This window comes from Streptomyces populi (assembly GCF_002911015.1).
GTDB lineage: Bacteria > Actinomycetota > Actinomycetes > Streptomycetales > Streptomycetaceae > Streptomyces > Streptomyces populi.
The window spans coordinates 1-17,523 of sequence record NZ_KZ626907.1 but is presented as its reverse complement, the minus strand read 5'-3'; the positions used below and the strand labels follow the sequence as shown (position 1 = coordinate 17,523).

Here is a 17,523-nt window from a genome sequence, read left to right as displayed (position 1 = left end):
GTCATGAAGCGGCGGAGTGGTGGCGGGTGTGGGGGTCCATTCAATGATGACGTCGCAGCCCGGGGCCACCGGCGTGGCTTCGCCCGAACTGGACCGCACCGCGGCCTGGGGGACGGAGGAGCCGTCGGTGCTCCTGGTGGAGGACGACCCGGGCGACGCGCTGCTCGTGGAGGAGATGGTCGCCGACAGCGCGCTCGGCATGAGCCTGCGCTGGGTGCGCTCGATGACCGAGGCCTGCGACGTGCTCGCGTCCGAGGTCCCCGACTGCGTGCTGCTGGACCTCCATCTCCCGGACGCCCAGGGCCTGGAAGCGGTGTCGAGGGTGCGCGAGCGCGCCGAACACGTCGCCGTCGTGGTCCTCACCGGACTCGCCGAGGAGGGGACCGGTCTGGCGGCCGTAGCCGCCGGCGCGCAGGACTACCTGGTCAAGGGCCGGGTCGAACCGGAACTGTTCGGACGGGCGGTCCGCTACGCGATCCAGCGCAAGCAGGCCGAGCGCGACGCCGTGGCGCTGCAGGCCAGCCAGATGCAGGCCCAGGAGAACGCCCGCCTGGAACGGGGCCTGCTTCCGCGCCCGTTGCTGCGCGGGGACGGCGTGGAGGTCGTGACCCGTTACCGGCCCGGCCGCGCGCACGCGCTGCTGGGCGGGGACTTCTACGACATCGTGCAGAGCGCCGACGGCACCGTGCACGCCCTGATCGGTGACGTCTCCGGGCACGGTCCGGACGAGGCGGCGCTCGGGGTGGCGCTGCGCATCGCCTGGCGCACCCTCGTGCTCAGCGGTGTCACCGGCGCCGACCAGGTGGGGCGGCTCGAGGAGATCCTCCTGGCCGAGCGGGCCAGGAGCGGGGTCTTCGCCACCTTGCTCATCCTCAGCGTCGGCCCCGGTCGAAGACGCGTCCGGATGGTGCGGGCAGGTCATCACGGAGTGCTGCTGCGCGGGCACGACGGGGTCGAGTGGGTGGAGATCCGGGGCGGCCCGGCGCTCGGCATCATCCCGGGAGGGGCGAGCTGGCCCGTGGAGGAACTGGAGTTCCCCGAGGGCGCGGCGCTGGTGCTGTTCACCGACGGCCTCTTCGAGGGGCGCGTCGGCCGCGGCACCCAGCGGCTGGGCGAGGAGGGACTGCTGGCGATGGCCCGTGAACTGACCGGTCTGGCCCCGGCCGCGTTCGTCGACGGGCTGATCGACCGGGCCGAGGCCCTGGCCGAGACGCAGGGCGGCCTGGCCGACGACGTCGCCGTCCTCTACCTGCGGTGGGGCTGATGAGTGTGAAGAGCGTGCGGGACGACAGGGACTTCGAGGACGGGACGGGAAACATGACCGGCGAGCGGTGGGCCGGACGCCGGCTGACGGTGCAGGGCTGGATCAGACTGGTGCTGGCACTCATGGCACTGGTGGTGGTCGTGGGCGCCGGGGTCGGCGCCGGGCTGCTCCAGCGGACGACCTCGGTCACCGACCACCTGCTCCTGGACGTCGAGCCCGCGCAGACGGAGGCGTACCGGTTGCAGTCGGCCCTGGTGAACCAGGAGACGGGGGTCCGCGGCTACGCCATCGCGGCCGACCGCCAGTTCCTGGCGCCCTACACCCAGGGCCGCGAGGACGAGGAGCACGCCGTCGCCCGGATGCGCGCCCTCATCGGCGACCGCCCCGAACTGCTCGGTGAGCTGGAGACGGTGGAGAAGCGGGCGGACGACTGGCGGCGCACCTACGCCGAACCCCTGATGGACGGCATCACCACGGGCGAACCGCGCACGACCGACGCGGCGACCGCCGAACGCGGCAAGAAGTCCTTCGACCGGATCCGCGGCGCGTCCGCCCGGCAGATCGCCGGGCTGGCGGCGGCGGTCGACGAGGGCCGGGACCAGCTGGACTCCGCGCGCGCGTTCCGCGACGCGGTGCTCATCGGCATGGTCGTGGCCTTCCTGCTGACCGGCGTGGTGCTGACGATCCTGATCCGCCTGCTGGTGACACGACCGCTGGACGACCTGCGGATCGCCACACGCCGGGTGGCACAGGGAGACTTCGACCACGTCATCACCGGTGGCGGTCCCGTCGACCTCACCGCCGTGGCGCGTGACGTCGAGAACATGCGGCAGCGGATCGTCGCCGAGCTGGACTCCTCCCGCGAACAGCGGGAGGCCCTGGCCCGGCAGGCCGCCGACCTGGACGCGCAGGCCGTGGAGCTGCGCCGTTCCAACGCCGAACTCGAACAGTTCGCGTACGTGGCCTCCCACGATCTGCAGGAGCCGCTGCGGAAGGTCGCCTCCTTCTGCCAGCTCCTGGAGAAGCGCTACGGCGACCAACTGGACGACCGCGCACGGCAGTACATCGACTTCGCCGTCGACGGCGCCAAACGCATGCAGATCCTCATCAACGACCTGCTCACCTTCTCCCGCGTGGGCCGCGTCAACGACGCCCGCCTCCCGGTCGACCTGGACCAGGCGCTCGGCAAGGCGCTGGCCAACCTGGACAGCGCGGTCACCGACAGCGGCGCGCGCATCGACCGGCCGGACGAGCTGCCCCGGGTCGTCGGGGATCCGACCCTGGTCACGATGCTCTGGCAGAACCTGGTCGGCAACGCCGTCAAGTTCCGCCGCCCCGACCGTCCGCCCCACGTCCGCATCACCTGCGAGCGGGACCCGGAGGACACCGGTTCCTGGCGCCTGTGCGTCACCGACAACGGCATCGGAATTCCCGGCGAGTTCGAGGAGAAGGTCTTCGTCATCTTCCAGCGGCTGCACAGCCGCGACGCCTACGGTGGAACAGGCATCGGCCTCGCGCTGTGCAAGAAGATCGTCGAGTACCACGGCGGCCGCATCTGGCTCGACACCGCCTACACCGACGGCACCCGTTTCTGCTTCACCGTCCCGTCCGCCGACGCGGCGGACGCCCTTCACGACAGCACCGAGGACAAGGCACTGATATGACGACTCCCGCCGGAACCCCCATCGACGTCCTCCTCGTCGAGGACGACCCGGGCGACGAGCTCATGACGCGGGAGGCGTTCGAGGACAACAAGATCGGCAACACCCTGCACGTGGTGCGGGACGGAGAGGAGGCGCTCGACTTCCTCTACCGGAGGGCCGCCCACGCCGACGCGCCGCGGCCCGACCTGATCCTCCTGGACCTCAACCTGCCCAAGTACGACGGCCGGCAGGTTCTGGAGAAGATCAAGTCGGACCCGGCCCTGTCCCACATCCCGGTCGTGGTCCTCACCACCTCGGCGGCGGAGGAGGACATCCTGCGCAGCTACAAACTGCACGCCAACGCCTACGTCACCAAGCCGGTCGACCTGGACCAGTTCATCGCGGCCGTCCGTCAGATCGACGACTTCTTCGTCCAGGTGGTGCGCCTGCCACGGCAGAACGGCTGATCAGGAACCGGCGTCCGCCGGCTGCCAGGTGGCCCGCACCAGAGCCCGTTCGACGCCCGCCAGATAGACGGCCGCGGCGAGCCAGGCCCGTGCGTAGCGGTCCGGGTCGGCCCCGCCCGTGCGGCCGAAGACGTCACGGGTGCGTCGGTCGGCCTCCGCGGTGAGGCCGGCCGCCAGGTCGGCGGCCGTGTGGAAACCGCCGCGTCGCAGGGCCGCTCCGTCACCGCGCAGGTCGCCGTCGCGCGCGGGTTCCGCGACGGCTCTGCGGCCGCCCGAGACGGCGACCTCGACCAGCCGCCGCAGCCGCCACAGGGGGGCCTGCGCCAGCGGGTCCGGCGGGATCTCGCACGGGCCGTCCGCAGGGGGCGCGGCGGTGGCGGTCATGACCTCCGGAGGCGGGAAGTGCGCGCCCTCCAGGCGGTCGTAGCCCAGGTCGGCGTGGCCCTGCCACTCCGCGGGCAGCCGCAGGGTGGCCTCGGTCTCCGGCAGCGGGGCGACGGCCAGCGGGCGGAGCGTGGCGGCGCGGTCCGGGTCCAGACGGCCGACGACACGCAGCCGCAGCCCCGGCCGGGACGCGAGCCGACGGAAGTTGGCCGTGTGGGCGAGGCCGGGGTGACCGCTCGACGGGACCAGCCGCATCAGGGTGCCCTCCGTGTCCGGCCGCCCGGAAGGCAGTTCCCTGGCGATCAAGTGGTCGCCGGCCGCTCCGACGAGGACGAGGTCGCAGCCGACTAGCTCGCGCGCCGCCCGCTCGGCCTGCTCCGGGTCGGCGTCCGGCGCCGCCGTGAGCCGTTCGGCGACGGCTTCGGCGAGCGGGCGGGCGAACAGCGCGGCGAGCGGACCCGAGGTCCACGACCCGCCGGCGAGCGGAGTCGCCCGCACGCCCTTGCCGGAGCCGAGACGGCCGTCGGAGGACACCGTCGCGCCCGAGACCAGCAGCCCGCCCCGGGAGAGCTGGGCGTGATCGAGGTTGCCCGAGCCGAGCGCCACGGTGGCGGTGGCCGCGCCCTGGGCGCGAGCCGGTCCGCCGGGTTTGACGTCGGCGACCGAGAACCAGCGCCCGTCCTCGGAGACGAGGTGGGTGACGACGCCGCCGTAACCGGTGGCGGCGATCACCGGTTCCCGGCAGACCCCGTGGACCCGCAGGCTGCCGCCCGGCCGGTAGGCGCGGCGGGCCGTGCCGATCAGCGCTGGCTCCGGGCCCCCCGCGGCCAGCAGGGCCGTGGTGAGCAGCAGTTCCCGTACCTGAGCCACGAGGTCGGCCAGCCGGTGGCCGTCATGGCGGGCACGCGCGCCACGCAGCCCCCGTACGACCCGCAGCGCGGCCGCCTCGGCGCGGTGCAGCCCGGCGAGCCGGGCCGTGTGCGCGGCCCTGAGCAACTCGGCCTGGGGGACCGCGCCCGCGGCGGGCACCCCGGCGGTGAGCAACGCCGCGGCCGCCGACCACAGTCCGGACGCGGCGGCCAGCTGGGCAGCCGTGAGGGGGACGGTCTCCTCGGGCTCCGCGGCCGTCCCGGTGGTGGGCGACACGGCGGGAGCGGCGGTGTCCGCGGCGCCGAGGGCCGTGCCGTCGCCCGCGGGGGGCACACTGTCGCCCTCGGTGTCCGCGGTGTCCGTGGTGTCCGCTCCGGTCTCCGGGTCGGCCAGCGGGCAGGCGCCGAGGACGGCGGCCCTGTGCAGACACCGGGGAGCGAGCAGACAACTGCACACCGCCTGGTCCGGGTCCGTGACGGAACCGGACGGACCGGGGGTGAGAGCGACCTCCGCGTCCTCACCGCACCGCACCCGTCGGACCGTGCCGTCGACGACGACCGGCAGGGCCGCGTACGACTCGATCGCGGCGTCCAGCTTCTTGCGCAGCCTGGTGGTCAGGCCCTCCACGGCGGCGGCGACCACATCGGGTGCCGCCGGGGGCAGTTCGGCGTTCATCGGGTCTCTCCGCGGAGACGGTCGCCCACCCAGCGGGCGAGGGCGAGGGGACTGAGCGCGGCGACGGGCATACCGGCCGCGACGAGCTGCTGGGCGACGGGCACCGAGTAACGAGGGGTACCGGTGTCGTCCAGGGCGGCGCATCCCATCAGATGCACCCCGGAGTTCGCCAGGGCCCGTACCTCGCCGAGGAGCCCGCCCAGCGGGTAGCCCTCCTCGAAGTCGCTCACCACCACCACGAGGGTCCGGCTGGGCACGGTGACCAGGGAACGGGCGTGGCCGAGCCCGGCCGCGATGTGGGTGCCGCCGCCGACGCGCACCTCCAGCAGCAGCGACAGCGGGTCGTCGACCCGGTCCGTCAGGTCGATCACCTCCGTCGAGAACGCGAGGAAGTGCGTGGACAGGGTGGGCACGCCGCCCAGGACGGCCGCCGTCAGGGCGGACCAGACGACGGAGGCCTCCATCGACCCGGACACGTCGACCACGAGGATCAGACGCCAGTCCGCCTCCTTGCGCGAGCGGGTGCTGAAGACCGGCCGCTCCGGCACCACCACGGTGCGCCCGTCGGCCGTCCGGCGCGCGTGGGCGAGGTTGGCCCGCAGGGTGCGCGGCAGGTCGAGCCGGCCGCCGGGCCGCCTGGTGGGACGGGGCGTCGCGAGTCCGGTGAGGGCCGGGCGCATCCGGGTCGCGAGCTCCTCGGCCAGCTCGTCGACCAGGCGGCGTACGAGCGGACGCAGAGCGGCCAGCTGCTTCTCGGGCATTCCGCCCGCGAGGGACAGCACCGAGGTCAGCAGGTCGACCGACGGACGCACCGCGGCGGGGTCGAGTTCGGCCAGTACGTCACTGCGGCCCTGGTCGGCGGCGCGGGCCAGCACCTCCTCCCGGACCTCTGCCCCGAACAGGGCCTCCAGTTCCTCGGCCCACTCACGGGCCGTCGGGAAGGACGCCTCGCGGCCACCGCCCCGACCCGGGGAGCCGCCCTCCCGGCCGAGGTCGGAGGAGCCCTCTCCGCGGCCGGTGCCGTACAGCTCGTCGAGCGCGTGCGCGTACCGGCGGGCGCTTCGCGGGAGCTTGTCGGTCTCCCGGCCGAGCAGCAGTCGCCAGCGGTCGGTGGGCGTGATCCGCGGCTCGGCGGACGGCGCCGCGGTGGCGGGCGCCGCCACGGCGCGCGACGGGCCGGAGTGCGCGGGGTTCCCGGGCCGGCCGGGGACCGCGCCGGCCTCGGGGCCCGCCGTCGGCCCGGTGCCCGTCCCGGCGGGCAGGCGCAGTGCGCGAAGGGCGGCGAGTCCCGCCGCGTCCGCGGCCGTCCACAGGGCGAGGAGCCCCGGCGAGGCGGTGAGCGACAGATCGGGACGGTCACCGAGCCGCTCGGTCACGGTGTGCAGGAGACGGTCGCGGCCTGCGGGGGTGAGCGTGTCGAAGCCCCCGCGCAGGGCGGGCAGCCGGTCGAGGAAGCCCTGGTCGGTGAGCGTGTCGATACGCTCGAGGAGCGGGTCGAGCGCCGTCGGCGCCGCCTGGAGCAACGCGGCCGCGCCACTGAGCAGACCGCCGAGCCGACGGCCCAGCGCGTGGCGTGCCTCCGGTGCGGTGGCCGTGTCGATCCAGCCCGCGGCGCGCGCGCCGAGGGCCGCCGCGTCGTCGAGGTCGAGCAGCACCCGGGCGGCCAGCGCGGCGCCCTGGACGAGCGGGGAGCCCGTGCGGGCGAGGGCGGCGAGGGCGTCGTCCATCCGCAGTCCGAGGCGCTGCTCACCGGCCCGCGAGGCCAGCTCGACGATCGCGGCCGTGTCTTCCGGCCGGTCGCTGCCCGCGAGTCCCGGCAGCGCGCGGACCGCGGACTCCAGCAGATCGGTGGCCAGTCCGGCGGCGGTCCGCCGGGTGTCCGGGGTGGTGCCGGGCAGATGGCCGCGGCCCAGGGCCTCCAGCAGGTCGAGCGCGGCGAGGAGCTCGGGCAGCGTGGCCGAGGCGGGGAACAGCGTGGCGGCATCGGCGAGCCGCTCGGACACCAGCGCGGGCAGGTCGCAGCGGGCGGCGGCGCCGAGCGCCGCGAGGACGTGGGCGCAGGTGGGCCCGCCGTCCGCGGACTCCCTGCGGAAGGTCTCCCGCAGGGTGCCCTCGGCGGCCAGGGCCGCGGTCACACCCCGCATCCCGGCCAGGTCCAGCCGTACGGGGACGGACGGTGTCCACGACACCCGCCACCGGGTGGTCAGGGCGGCCCCGTCGCCCGTACCGGTCACCGCCACGGTCTCGCCGTAGCCGACGCCGCACACGGCGAGTCGCTGGAGCAGGACTTCGCGGCGGCCGTCGAGATCCGAACGGAGCGGGTCCAGGCGCACCTCGCGTGCCGCGGGGTCGTCCGGGCCGGGCAGCCGCAGCGCGGCGACCTCCGCCTCCACGCACGGGCCGAGACCGGAGCGCGGTGTGCCCGGCGCGATCCGGCCCCGGTCGGTGCCGACCAGGACCACTTCGAGCGCCCGGGCGAGGGCCCGGCCGCGTCCCAGGGGCTCGCCCTGGCCCATCACGCTCGTCAGCGCCTCGACGACCTCGCCGCGTCCCGGTGCCGCGAGCCCGCGCACCCGTGCGAGGTCGCCCGCCATCCGCACGGTCTCGGCGGCCTCGCCCGTTCCGGCGGGGTGCCCGGCCGCGCGGAGCTCCCGGCACACGTCGGTGACCGCTCGCGCGGCCGCGTCCCGTACCAGCCCGGGGTCGCCCCCGGCCCGGAACACCGCCTGCTGCCAGCGCGGGTCCCGGATGCCGGCCGGGTAGCCGGAGCGGGAGTCCAGCAGATCGAAGGCGTAGGGGACGAGGGAGGTGACGACGTCCGGGTGCTTCGCGCCGGCGCCGTGAGCGACCGCCGTCGGCACCGCGTCGGCGGCACCCGGCGCCGGAGCCGCGCCGGGCGCCGGGACGGCCGCCGTCAGCGCCGGGGCGTGGAACGCGCCGACGACGGCCGCGACCCGGCGACCGTCCCCCGCGGCACGGGCGATCGTCTCGCGCATGTGGGCCTCACGGGCGAGGTCCAGCGCCGGTGCGCCGCCCGAGGCCTCGGCGTCGCTGCGCAGTGCCCAGCCGACACCGAGCGCGGCGCGGCGGATCGCCTCGGGGGTGGATCCCGGGGCGAGGACCTCCACGCAGCGGTCCCACAGGTCGTCACCCTCACGGCCGGTCCCGGACGCGGCGAGCGCGTTCCCGAAGGAGACGGCCGCGCCCGCGGGCGCCTCCTCGGCGACCGCGGTCCGCGTATCGCCCGACGGGAGGGAACCCTCCGCGGTCCACCGGGGATCGGACATCGGCAGGTCGCAGCACACGACGTCCGCTCCGCGCTCCCGCGCCCAGCGGACCGCCGCCAGCTCCGGGGAGAAGTCGGCGAACGGATAGAAACCGAGCCGTCCGTTCTCACCGGCCCCGGCGAGCGCGACCGGCGCGACGGTGCCCGGCGCGCCCAGATGGGGCAGCCACGGCTGGAAGTCGGCGGGCAGCTCCACGCACACGACCTCCGCCCCGCAGGCGTCGAGCAGGGCGGGCACCGCCGCGGCGAGCGCCGGGCTGTGGTGCCGTACGCCCAGCAGGTACGGAGCCTCGGAGCCGGCGAGGGCGGCGACGGCCGCCCGTGGATCCTGGGGGTACGTCACCGGAGGTTCTCCCGCAGGTCCCAGAGCCTGCGCCACACCGCGGAACCGTCCTCGGCGCGGCGGCGCACCGGACCGTCCCAGTAGCCGAGCAGCCGCGCGTGGTCGGCCGGGTCGTCCTTGCGCACGACGCCCAGCAGGTGGCCCGGGACCAGGTCGAGGGAGTCGGCCCCGGGGAGGTAGGCGGCGGCCACCCCGAGGGAGACCGCGACCTGCACCGCCTCGGCCGTCGACATCACCGTGCCGGGCCGCTCCACGTCCCAGCCCTCCGCGGACCGTCCGGCCCGCAGGTCACGGAAGACGGTGACCAGCACGTCCAGCACCGCGTCGTCGACGCCGAAGGCGGCACCGGCCCGCTCGACGGCCGCGACGGCCTGCCGCCGTACGAGCGCGGTCTCGGCCTCGACGTCGGCGATCGGGTGCACGGTCTCGAAGTTGAAGCGCCGCTTGAGCGCGGCGGACATCTCCGAGACGCCGCGGTCGCGCAGGTTGGCGGTGGCGATGACGGTGAACCCGGGGGCGGCCGCGACCTGGGCGTCGTCCGTGCCGGCCAGTTCGGGCACGCTCATCCGCCGGTCGGACAGGATCGACACCAGCGCGTCCTGCACCTCGGGCAGACAGCGGGTGATCTCCTCGACGCGGGCCACCCGCCCGGCGCGCATGGCGGCCAGCACGGGGGAGTCGACCAGCGCCGTCGGCGTCGGGCCCTGGGCGAGCAGGAGGGCGTAGTTCCATCCGTAGCGCAGGGCGTCCTCGGTGGTGCCCGCGGTGCCCTGGACGGTCAGCGCGCTGGTGCCGCAGACGGCGGCGGACAGCAGCTCGGAGAGCATCGACTTGGCCGTGCCCGGCTCACCGACCAGCAGGAGCCCGCGTTCTCCGGCGAGGGTGACGACACACCGCTCCACCAGGGCGCGTTCGCCGACGAACTTGGGGGTGATGACAAGCTTGTCGGGCAGCGTGTCGTGGGGCTCGGGCAGGACGAGGGACTCGCCGCCGCTGCCGCACACGAAGGTGATCACGGCGCGGGGCGTCAGCCGCCAGCCGGGCGGGCGGGGGCCCGTGTCGTGGGCGGCGAGGAAGGCGAGTTCGGTGGCGTGGCGCTCCTCGGCGGGCAGGGTCTGCCGTGCCGGAAGGACCGTCGCCGTGTCGGTCGCGGTCATGCGTGTTCCTTGATCGGTAGGTACGTGTGTCGTCAGGGGGAGGAAGCGCCGGGGCCCCGCCGGAGATCGCCGGGGCCCCGGCGGTGGATCAGCGGCGGCGGCCGGGTCGCACCTCGAACTCCTCGAACCGGGGCCCGCCGCCCTCCTGGACCAGCCGCCAGGCCCTGCGGTAGAGATCCGCGACCGGTTCGGTCGGCGCGATCACGCCGAGCAGAGCCTCCTCGCGCCACAGCAGGTCCTCGAACAGCGGCCGCTTCCACTGCTCCAGCGGGACGCGCGGCGCCTTCGGCACCACCCAGCCGCCGGGCAGGAACAGCGAGCGCCCGGCCCGGGTGCGGCTGGCCTCCACCACCAGGTCGGTGACGGCGAGTTCGGCACGGGCCGCCTTGAGACGGGCCGGCTTCCAGCCCGTCCACCGGGCCGTCATCCGGTCCGTCGGGTCGGGCATGGCGAGCAGCATCAGATAGAGCGCCGCCGCGTCCTGCCCGAGGCCGTACTCCTCGGCGGCCTCCGTGACCAGGTCCGGCACCGAGCGGGTCGGGTCCTGCGGCCACCAGGTGCCGTCCTTGCCGCGCTCACCGGCCACCGGGTCGCCCGGATCGGCGAGCAGGGCCTCGAAGCGGGCGGAGCGGGCCAGTCGCAGGGCCACCTCCACGTGGTAGGGGCGCTGGCCGGCGACGCGCAACGCCGGCAGGTACGGGTCCTGGCCCGCCTCGTCGAGCAGGGAGACCCGCAGGGCGGGGGAGGGCTGGTCGTCGTGCGTGGCGAGGACGACGGCGCCGTACCGCTCGAACCCCTTGCCGACCTCGGTCGGCGTGCCTGCCGTCTTCCGGAAGTCGGTGATGCTGACGTACTGCCCGAGGTCGAGCATCAGCCCGGGGTGGGACAGCCTCTCGCGCACGGCGTCGAGCGCGGCGGGCAGCGCGGCACGGATCGGGTCACCGGCCGGGAGCCGGTGGGCGAGCCAGGCGGCGAGTCCGACGAAGCCGATCAGGACCGGTCCGGCGAATCCGGCCCCGTCCTTGTCGACGCACCTGACCCGGTCACCCTCGACCGCCCACTCCAGGTCCCGGGTGAGCCGGGGCTCACCGGCCGGGGCGATGACCGCGGGCAGCGCCTGACGGACGTTCCACTGTCCGTGCTTGAAGGCGCGCACCGCCTCGCCGAGCAGCTCCTCGGGTACGGCGGCCCGTCGGCCCAGCCTGCTGTTCCAGACCTCGGCCGCGGCGGCCCGGTCCGGTCCCTCGGTCCACAGCCGGGCGGGGTCGGCGGGCAGCAGCGCGGCCACGACCTCGGCACGGATCACCGGATCGACCTGGCGCAGCTCCTCCTTGGCGACAGCCGCCGCGGCGGCCTTCACCCCGATGGCCGCGCATGCCTGCGCGGTCAGGAACGACCGCTCGTAGACGTCGATCCGGGGCAGACCGGCCACGATCAGCCGGGCCATGGTGTCGGTGACGCCCGTCAGACGCGCGAACTCCTCGGCGGCCTCGGGGAACCAGGGCGCCGGGCCGCGTGCGGACAGCTCCGCGAGGAACGCGCCGAGCCGGCCCGGGTGCCCGTCCTCGCCCAGCGGGGCCGATTTCCGGAGTTCGTAGGGCTCCGGGGTCTCGAAGCGCCCGGCCGGATCGTGGAAGAAGCCGGTGAAGACGCAGCCGTCCTCGTCCTGCGAGACGCGTCCCACCACGGCGATGAAGGCCCCGCCGCCCAGGGGCAGCACGCCGTTCCACGCGCCCTCGCGCCACTCGCCCGACGGGGTGCGCAGCACGCCCGCCCCCAGGTGCAGCTCCACTTGCCGCCAGCGCGAGGACTCGGCGTCCGACACCAGGTCCAGGGCGTCGAACTCGGTGAGCAGCCCCTGCAGGGCCGCGCGGTGGTCCTCGGGGGTGGTGCAGGCCGCTGTCCGGAAGGCCAGGGCGGCCACGCGGTCGAGCAGTGTCTCCAGGTGCGGCTGGCCGACGGGTACCCGTCGTCCGTCGAGGTGGAGGAGCGCCGCCGGTCCCTCGGCGGCGGGGGCGTCCGAGAGCCCGGCCGCCCGCCTCATCTCGCGCAGGGCACGGAAGACGGTGTCGGCCTCGTCGTCCCGATTCCACCAGGAGCGGGTCGTTCCGCTCAGACCGTTCGTGGCGTCGAGGAGCACGGTGTCCGGCGGTCCGGCCGGGCCCTCCTCCTGGGGGCCGCCGTCGAGGGCACGGGTGAGCCGGGCGGCCACCGCGTCCAGGACGGCCTGCTGACCGGCGGCGTGCCGTACGACACCGGCGATCCCCGCGACCAGCGCGGCGTGGGTGACGGGGAGGAGGGAACGGACCGCCTCGGGCAGGACCTCCTTGTCCTCGCCGCCCGCGGCGGACAGCAGAGCCGCCGCCGTGTCACGGTCGATGGTCCGCAGCGACGCGGAGCCCTCGGGATCGCGGGCCGTCAGGCACTCCCAGTACTGGACCGGCGGCAGCAGCAGCGAGCCCTCGCCGAACGCTCCCGGAACGCGGTCGGTCTTGGCCACCGAGGTGGTGACGCCGTCCGCGTCCACGAGGGCGAGGCGCCAGCTCTCGCGGACGACGGCCGTGGCGGCCTCGGCGCCGGGGAAGACCACGAGCGCCGAGGGCCGGCCGGCGTTCGCGGGCATGGTGACGGCGTGTCCGGCCAGGTCTTCGGTACGAACGGAGCCGTCGGGCAGCTTCACCGTCCGCAGACCTACCAGACCGTCCACGGGCGCGGAGGCGGGCCTCGCGTCTGCGGTCGGCGAGGGGTACAGCCGGCCACCGCCGAACGTGCTGCCCTCGGGGGCGTCCCGCAGGGCGTCGGCGAGGAAGGCGGGCCTGCTCGCACGGCCCCGCTCGCCCGTCGCCGGGTCGTACTCGCACCAGTCGTGCGCCCCGCCGTCCGCCGCACTCCACACCCAGTACGAGACGCCGTCGCAGAGCAGCTGGCGCTCCTCGGGCAGGGTGGTGTCACCGGCGTGCAGGACGCCGCCGCCGGTCGTGCGGCCGCCGCCGGGCAGCGACAGCGTGATCGGCCCGCTCCCCTGGTACCAGTCCATGCGGGTGCCCCGGGTGTTGCGGGCGCCCTCCAGGGACAGGAGACGGTCGGGGCTGTTGTGCCAGTAGCCGCGCAGACCCTCGGTGCGGTCGTTCCAGTAGACGAGGAGCTCTCCGTCCACGTGGTGGAGGCCGGGATCGCCCCAGTGGCTGTTCGCGGGGATCCGCAGGTCGTGGGTGAGGAGCGTGCCCTCGGCGCCGATCACCCGCGCCTGGGAGGCACCGGCCACGACGAGATGGGGCCAGGCGTCGGCGACGACCACGTCCTCCACGTCGGACTTGGGGACGAGCGAGGCGACGGCGTCCTCCCAGGCGGGCCAGCCGAGTTCGTCGAAGAGGCCCGCCCGCAGGGTGCGCGCCAGCACCGGCGCGAGATCGGTGCCGGCCGCCTCGCGCACCTCGTCCTCGGCCAGCATGAGCGCCTCCGCGGGCAGCCACTTCAGCCGGCCCAGCGCGTCGGGCAACTGCGGCAGTCCCACGGCGGTGAACCGCCGTACGACCCCGCGCACCCACTCGGCGAGCAGGGGGCGGCCGCCCGGCGACGACGCCAGGAGCGCGATCGCCCGCCGTGACTGATCGTCGTCGCCGAACCGGTCCGCGCCCCGCCGGAAGGCCCCGTGGAAGCGGCTGTCGGCGGCCACCGACAACAGGTCTCGACGTCCTTCGCCCAGGGCCCACTGCGACAGCAGCAGCTGGTCACCCTCCCGCGGAGCGGCCACCGGAACGTCCAGCGACAGCAGCAGGTCGATCAGGTCGAGGTCGTGGACGACCCGCAACGCGCCATCGGAAGCGGCGAGTTCGGTCCGCAACCGGTCCGCGGTCCGCTCCACCAGCGGATACAGCTCGGCCATGCGGCTGGGGTCACGCCACGACCGGGCCCGCTGCCAGTAGTTCAGGAACCGCTCCAGCCAGCCCGCGGTACCGTCCTGGGGCCGCTGGTCCTCGGGCAGGGAGTCGTCCCACAACCCTGCGGTGCAGCCGGAGGTCTCCAGCAGCTCCAGCCACATACCCGGCATGTCGCTGTCGGGCGCGGCGGGCATCAGGTCGAGCAGGGTGCCCCGCACCCGCGGTTCGCGCGTGGCGAGGGCGATCAGCGCCGTGCGGTGGCCCTTCCACCAGCCGGCCGCCGCGCGCAGGGTCGCGGGCAGGGCGAGGAGCTCGGAGACGTACTCCTGCTCGGTGAGGTTCGCGTCCCGGCCCGCGGCCCGGGCCAGCTTGCGCAGGTCGTTCGCCATCTGCACCGACGGCGGCAGCCCGCCCGCCGTGCGGCGCAGGCACAGGCGGATGAAGCGCCGCAGTGCCTCCTCGGCCGGCACCCGCGCCGCCAGCTCCTTGGCGTAGCCCGAGAGGACCTTCACCGGGAGCGCGCCGGCCAGCGCGAACTCCAGGAACACGGCGTCCAGCCGCTCTTCCTGCACCGTCAGACCGTGCTCCGCCTCGGCCTTGCGGGCACGGGTGAACAACTGGGCCGCGTAGGTGGCGTTCTCCTCCGCGAGGAACATGCGCCCGGCCTGCTCGTAGAACGTCGGAAGGAAGTGCGGCACCGAGGCCGCCAGCCGCTCCCCGAGTTCCACGAAGGCGTCGAGCGCGGCCTTCGGGCGGGACTTGACCTGCCGACCGGCCCGCTCCAGGTCCGGCACCACGCGCAGCGCGTGATGGCCGTCCTTCGGGTGGTGCACCAGCACCCATTCCGGGAAGCCCAGCGACTGGCGCGGTCCGAACCCGACGACGACGGGCTCGGCGTCCTGCTCCAGGCCGAGGAATCCGGCGGCCAGGTCCTCCGCCGTCCCCAGCTCGCCCGCGACCAGCCGCACCACCACCCGGTCGTCCAGGCCCGGGTGGCGGTACGTCCGCGCCGTCAGCGGCACCGCCGACTCCTCGGCGTCCTCCGTGTCGGGCGGCAGCACCGCGCCCGCCGTCAGCAGCTCCTCGTACGACACCTGCGTCCCCCCGCTCATGCGTTCTTGCCCTCCTCGATGACGCGGCCGGCGTACAGCGCCGCGGCCATCCGCATCCCCTCCGACCAGGCGACCGGCCCCACCTCGACCAGCGGCAGGGCACGGCCGTCCTGGTCCTGCCAGTTGAGGGCACCGGTCTCGACCCCGCCGTCCCAGTACGGCTCCCCGATCCACACCGCGGCCTCGACGGTGCGCACGCCGTCCCGCACCCGGGTGGTCGCGTAACCCCCGGACACGCGGTAGCCCAGCGAACTGGCCCGCGCGGCGAGCGCGAAGCGGGAGCGGAACGAGCCCCCGGCGAAGTCCCTCACCTCGGTGGACCTGGCGCGCAGGTCCTCCGGCTTTCGCCATGTCCCCCGGTGGATCTGCTCGACGCGCTGCACCATGCCCAGTTCGGCCGCGAAGTCGCGCAGATCGTCGAGGTCGGGCAGCAGCACCGGGTGCGGCAGCGTGACCGTGCGCGGGGCGATCCGGACCGTCTCACCGTCCAGGTTCACCAATTGCAGTTCGCCGGCGTCGGTGGCGCCGCGCAGGAAGCCCACGTCGTCCGGGTCGTCGCCGACCACCACCAGGTCGCGCAGCGCGGACTGCCAGGCCGTGTCGGGCCATACCCGGGCCAGCAGCCCGGTGGGCACGGGCAGCGACGACACCATCCACGCGTCGACCTGAGCCACACACGCCGCGTCGTGCCGCTCGAGCCACTCGGCGAAGCGTCGCAGCCGGTCCACCTCCGGGTGGCCCTTGAGCGCGCGCGGGAGCGACTTCAGCTGCCGTCCCGCCGACCGGCCCGTGGTGGCACGCGCCGCCACCCGCCCTTCCACAAGGGCGACTTCATACCCGTCACCCGTCGACACCCACCCCACGAGCCACAGCCTTCCGCGTGAAGAACAGCATGATGAGAGCACAGTTCGGCCAGGTCAGTGCGTCCCGGGCCGAGTGCGACCATGCAGCGAACGCTAGCGCCGACCACTGACAACAGGCCCCGGGGCCCACAGATCCCGGCCGGCGCACCTGTCTTGAACGCTCGGGCCGGGAGAGGGGACGTCCTGCTTCCGCCGGAGCCGGAGCCGGAGCCGGAGCGGGCGGCCCGGCCCGGGCGCTAGGGTGCCGACGTGATCGACTCGTATGCGGGACTCGAAGACGCCGGGGTCGCGACGGCGGCGGCCCGGGCCGGCGCGGACGTCGTGCGGGCCATGTACGGCCGGCACCTCACCCGCGTCGACAAGGGCGGCGGGGACTTCGCCACCGCCGCCGACATCGAGGCCGAGAAGGCGATCCTCGGTGTGCTCCACGAAGCCCGGCCCGATGACGCCGTGCTCGGTGAGGAGAGCGGGGAGCGGGGTGCGGCGGGGGCCACGCGCCGATGGCTGGTGGATCCCTTGTGCGGCACGCTGAACTACGCCGTCGGCAACATGCTGGTGGCCGTCAACGTGGCGCTGCGCGGTGGCGCCGCGGCGGTGGCCGATCCGTTCAGCGGCGAGGTCTTCTTCACCGACGGCGAGGAGGCCTGGGTACGTCACGACGGTGCCGACTCCCGGCTGGCGCCCACGTCCGCCACCCGGCTCGTGGACGTCAACCTGGACCCGCCGTTCCCGGGCGCGCCCGGCTTCCGGGCCGTGGACCTGCTGGCCCGGCCCGGCTTCGTGGAACACTTCCGGCCCCGCGTCGTGTCCACGACGCTGGCCCTCGCCTGGGTCGCCGCGGGCAAGCGTGCCGCGTACGTGACGGACGGCGGTGACCTGTCCGGGAGCGTGCACTTCGCCGCCGGTATCGCCCTGTGCAGGGCGGCCGGGTGCGTGGTCACCGGGATCGACGGCGCCCCGATCGGGCAGGCGGGCCGCGGACTCGTGGCGGCCGCCGACGACGAGACCCACCGGCTGCTGATGACGATGGTCAAGAGCCCGTCCGGGCACGGCGACTGAAGGCCTTCCGCCGCGCCGGCTCCGCGAGGCCGGCGCTTCGCGGAAGGGTCCCGGTCCGATGCGGATCAGTGGATCAGCGGTCCCTCCGGGACACGGTGGAAGCTCGAGGACCCGGACCCGGACCCGAACCCGAACCAGGACCAGGACCGGCGGCACGGCGGCCTCGCACCGAGGGGCGGACGGGGTCAGCCCCCCCCCCGTGCGGCGCGACCGCAGCGGCGGTCGCGCATCCCTTCCGTCCGGTCTCGAGCGTGCCCGTGGTTTCCCCGACTCCCTTACGGGGCCAGGTCGGTCACAGGGTCTCCTTGGCCGCCGTGGTGTCGAGGCGGTAGGTGGCGTCGAGGACGTCGTCGCGGTCCTCGAGCCAGGTCAGGTCGGTGCCGGGGTGGACGGTGTGGATCAGGACCAGGTCCCAGGGGTGGTCCTGGGGGTCGATCACGCTCTCCTGGATGCCGTCGGTGACGCGGGCGGCGCGGATGAGGGGGTCGGTGAAGCGGACCCGGGCGCCCTCGGCGGCGA

9 protein-coding genes and 1 pseudogene are annotated in these 17,523 nt (G+C 74.9%); 4 read left to right on the top strand and 6 right to left on the bottom strand.

Features of this window, described 5'->3' with window-relative positions; translation table 11 throughout:
• The first annotated feature begins 46 nt into the window (after window positions 1-46).
• The 3 genes from CW362_RS28340 to CW362_RS28330 are packed head-to-tail and all read left to right on the top strand — an operon-like array spanning window position 47 to window position 3,374.
• The gene (locus CW362_RS28340) at window positions 47-1,264 is read left to right on the top strand and encodes a PP2C family protein-serine/threonine phosphatase (protein WP_206301074.1); all 1,218 of its coding nucleotides are present in this window, start codon (window positions 47-49) and stop codon (window positions 1,262-1,264) included.
• A 53-nt stretch (window positions 1,265-1,317) separates the two neighbouring features.
• Window positions 1,318-2,928, top strand: coding sequence for a sensor histidine kinase (locus tag CW362_RS28335; protein WP_103552466.1), 1,611 nt, complete (start codon window positions 1,318-1,320; stop codon window positions 2,926-2,928).
• The gene (locus CW362_RS28330) at window positions 2,925-3,374 is read left to right on the top strand and encodes a response regulator (protein WP_103552443.1); all 450 of its coding nucleotides are present in this window, start codon (window positions 2,925-2,927) and stop codon (window positions 3,372-3,374) included. Before CW362_RS28335 ends, CW362_RS28330 begins: the two co-directional genes overlap by 4 nt.
• Here CW362_RS28330 and CW362_RS28325 read toward each other — a convergent pair whose 3' ends face one another.
• From CW362_RS28325 to CW362_RS28305, 5 genes are all read right to left on the bottom strand, one after another.
• The gene (locus CW362_RS28325; RefSeq protein ID WP_103552442.1) at window positions 3,375-5,303 is read right to left on the bottom strand and encodes a hypothetical protein; all 1,929 of its coding nucleotides are present in this window, start codon (window positions 5,301-5,303) and stop codon (window positions 3,375-3,377) included. It abuts the gene before it with no gap.
• Window positions 5,300-8,932 (bottom strand): vWA domain-containing protein, encoded by a 3,633-nt coding sequence (locus CW362_RS28320; RefSeq protein WP_103552441.1) that lies wholly within the window; start codon window positions 8,930-8,932, stop codon window positions 5,300-5,302. Before CW362_RS28320 ends, CW362_RS28325 begins: the two co-directional genes overlap by 4 nt.
• On the bottom strand, window positions 8,929-10,089 hold the full coding sequence (locus tag CW362_RS28315; RefSeq protein ID WP_103552440.1) for an ATP-binding protein: 1,161 nt from the start codon (window positions 10,087-10,089) through the stop codon (window positions 8,929-8,931). Before CW362_RS28315 ends, CW362_RS28320 begins: the two co-directional genes overlap by 4 nt.
• A gap of 88 nt (window positions 10,090-10,177) precedes the next feature.
• Window positions 10,178-15,082 carry a DNA-binding protein gene (locus CW362_RS28310; protein WP_206301071.1) on the bottom strand — a complete coding sequence of 1,635 codons (4,905 nt, stop codon included), beginning with the start codon at window positions 15,080-15,082 and terminating at the stop codon, window positions 10,178-10,180.
• Window positions 15,079-15,945 carry a DUF4132 domain-containing protein gene (locus CW362_RS28305; RefSeq protein WP_103552439.1) on the bottom strand — a complete coding sequence of 289 codons (867 nt, stop codon included), beginning with the start codon at window positions 15,943-15,945 and terminating at the stop codon, window positions 15,079-15,081. The genes CW362_RS28310 and CW362_RS28305 overlap by 4 nt, the downstream gene beginning before the upstream one ends.
• Before the next feature lie 249 nt (window positions 15,946-16,194).
• On the opposite strand from CW362_RS28305, the gene CW362_RS28300 reads away from it, so the two are divergent.
• Window positions 16,195-17,004 carry an inositol monophosphatase family protein gene (locus tag CW362_RS28300; protein ID WP_103552438.1) on the top strand — a complete coding sequence of 270 codons (810 nt, stop codon included), beginning with the start codon at window positions 16,195-16,197 and terminating at the stop codon, window positions 17,002-17,004.
• Between the two features lie 292 nt (window positions 17,005-17,296).
• Here CW362_RS28300 and CW362_RS28295 read toward each other — a convergent pair.
• Window positions 17,297-17,523, bottom strand: a pseudogene (locus CW362_RS28295) (nucleotide sugar dehydrogenase); the annotation flags it as partial.